The sequence below is a fragment of the Ureibacillus acetophenoni genome (genome assembly GCF_900220965.1).
GTDB lineage: Bacteria > Bacillota > Bacilli > Bacillales_A > Planococcaceae > Ureibacillus > Ureibacillus acetophenoni.
In genome coordinates, this window is the sequence record NZ_OBQC01000039.1 from 1 (window position 1) to 1878 (window position 1878).

Consider the following 1878-nt stretch of genomic DNA (forward strand, 5'->3'; position numbering starts at 1 on the left):
ATGACCCGTACGGGATTCGAACCCGTGTTACCGCCGTGAAAGGGCGGTGTCTTAACCACTTGACCAACGGGCCTTATGGCGGAGAAGGAGGGATTTGAACCCTCGCGCCGCGTTAGCGACCTACACCCTTAGCAGGGGCGCCTCTTCAGCCTCTTGAGTACTTCCCCATATGGCTCCGAAGGTAGGACTCGAACCTACGACCGATCGGTTAACAGCCGATTGCTCTACCACTGAGCTACTTCGGAATATTTATGGTGGGCCTAAATGGACTTGAACCATCGACCTCACGCTTATCAGGCGTGCGCTCTAACCAGCTGAGCTATAGGCCCACAAAATGGAGCGGGTGATCGGAATCGAACCGACGACATCAGCTTGGAAGGCTGAGGTTTTACCATTAAACTACACCCGCAAATGGTGGGTCCGGACGGAATCGAACCGCCGACACTTTGAGCTTCAGTCAAATGCTCTACCAACTGAGCTACAGACCCACAATTTATAAATGGCGGTCCCGACCGGGATCGAACCGGCGATCTCCTGCGTGACAGGCAGGCATGTTAACCGCTACACCACGGGACCATTTGGTTGCGGGGACAGGATTTGAACCTGTGACCTTCGGGTTATGAGCCCGACGAGCTACCGAACTGCTCCACCCCGCGGAAATATTATTGTATTAGATTTAGATTTCTTTCATCGCATTAAGTATTGCTACCGAACCGTCCCGATTTTGTTAAGCTAATTCAAGATGTTTAGCAAAATCGTTACGCTGAAGTTTTGCTCCGAAGCGTATTCGTCCGTGCTCCACCCCGCGATAATAATATTAATTAAAAACTACAATTCAATTATAAAAATAAATATGGCGGAGGCGGTAGGATTTGAACCCACGCACGGTTTAACCCGCCTGTCGGTTTTCAAGACCGATCCCTTCAGCCACTTGGGTACGCCTCCGTGCTATAACTCTATATGGTGGACCTTGCAGGACTCGAACCTGCGACCGGACGGTTATGAGCCGTCTGCTCTAACCAACTGAGCTAAAGGTCCTTATTGGTGGCGGCAGAGGGGATCGAACCCCCGACCTTACGGGTATGAACCGTACGCTCTAGCCAGCTGAGCTACGCCGCCAGGATCTTTAATTATAATTGGTGGAGCCTAGCGGGATCGAACCGCTGACCTCCTGCGTGCAAGGCAGGCGCTCTCCCAGCTGAGCTAAGGCCCCAATTTTTTATGCTTGGTCCATTTTTATGGTCGGGAAGACAGGATTCGAACCTGCGACCCCTTGGTCCCAAACCAAGTGCTCTACCAAGCTGAGCTACTTCCCGTGAATTTGGCGCGCCCGGCAGGAGTCGAACCCACAACCTTCTGATCCGTAGTCAGACGCTCTATCCAATTGAGCTACGGGCGCTAAATTACTTTAATTTAAGATGGTGCCGAGGACCGGAATCGAACCGGTACGGTAGTCACCTACCGCAGGATTTTAAGTCCTGTGCGTCTGCCAGTTCCGCCACCCCGGCACATTTGGAGCGGAAGACGGGGTTCGAACCCGCGACCCCCACCTTGGCAAGGTGGTGTTCTACCACTGAACTACTTCCGCATGTGCTAACATTTTTTGAAAATGGTGCGGGTGAAGGGAGTCGAACCCCCACGCCTTGCGGCGCTAGATCCTAAGTCTAGTGCGTCTGCCAATTCCGCCACACCCGCAAAATTTTGAAATTCATTCAATAAAGTGAGCCATGAAGGACTTGAACCTTCGACCCTCTGATTAAAAGTCAGATGCTCTACCACTGAGCTAATGGCTCATATAATGGTGCCGGCGATAGGAGTCGAACCCACGACCTACTGATTACAAGTCAGTTGCTCTACCAACTGAGCTACACCGGCAAT

General features: G+C 51.9%; 19 tRNA genes. All 19 read right to left on the minus strand.

The features are described from left to right. Position 1: 1 nt before the first annotated feature. The 19 genes from CRO45_RS19715 to CRO45_RS19805 all read right to left on the minus strand — a co-directional run bounded on the left by CRO45_RS19715 (position 2) and on the right by CRO45_RS19805 (position 1875). Positions 2–73, minus strand: a tRNA-Glu gene (locus tag CRO45_RS19715). Between the two features lie 3 nt (positions 74–76). After that, a tRNA-Ser gene (locus CRO45_RS19720) sits at positions 77–167 on the minus strand. 3 nt (positions 168–170) lie between these two features. Beyond that, positions 171–245, minus strand: a tRNA-Asn gene (locus CRO45_RS19725). A 7-nt stretch (positions 246–252) separates the two neighbouring features. Beyond that, positions 253–329: transfer RNA gene (locus CRO45_RS19730), tRNA-Ile, on the minus strand. A 6-nt stretch (positions 330–335) separates the two neighbouring features. Beyond that, a tRNA-Gly gene (locus tag CRO45_RS19735) sits at positions 336–409 on the minus strand. Positions 410–412: 3 nt separating this feature from the next. Further along, positions 413–488 (minus strand) — tRNA-Phe (locus tag CRO45_RS19740). 12 nt (positions 489–500) lie between these two features. After that, positions 501–576: transfer RNA gene (locus tag CRO45_RS19745), tRNA-Asp, on the minus strand. A gap of 3 nt (positions 577–579) precedes the next feature. Beyond that, positions 580–656 (minus strand) — tRNA-Met (locus CRO45_RS19750). Between the two features lie 198 nt (positions 657–854). Beyond that, positions 855–945 (minus strand) — tRNA-Ser (locus CRO45_RS19755). A 16-nt stretch (positions 946–961) separates the two neighbouring features. Further along, positions 962–1038 (minus strand) — tRNA-Ile (locus CRO45_RS19760). A 4-nt stretch (positions 1039–1042) separates the two neighbouring features. Next, positions 1043–1119: transfer RNA gene (locus CRO45_RS19765), tRNA-Met, on the minus strand. Between the two features lie 18 nt (positions 1120–1137). Next, positions 1138–1213, minus strand: a tRNA-Ala gene (locus CRO45_RS19770). 26 nt (positions 1214–1239) lie between these two features. Further along, positions 1240–1316 (minus strand) — tRNA-Pro (locus tag CRO45_RS19775). Positions 1317–1322: 6 nt separating this feature from the next. Beyond that, positions 1323–1399, minus strand: a tRNA-Arg gene (locus CRO45_RS19780). A 20-nt stretch (positions 1400–1419) separates the two neighbouring features. Beyond that, a tRNA-Leu gene (locus CRO45_RS19785) sits at positions 1420–1508 on the minus strand. A 5-nt stretch (positions 1509–1513) separates the two neighbouring features. Next, positions 1514–1588, minus strand: a tRNA-Gly gene (locus tag CRO45_RS19790). A gap of 22 nt (positions 1589–1610) precedes the next feature. Continuing rightward, positions 1611–1695 (minus strand) — tRNA-Leu (locus CRO45_RS19795). 26 nt (positions 1696–1721) lie between these two features. After that, positions 1722–1793 (minus strand) — tRNA-Lys (locus CRO45_RS19800). Positions 1794–1799: 6 nt separating this feature from the next. After that, positions 1800–1875 (minus strand) — tRNA-Thr (locus tag CRO45_RS19805). Positions 1876–1878: the final 3 nt, after the last annotated feature.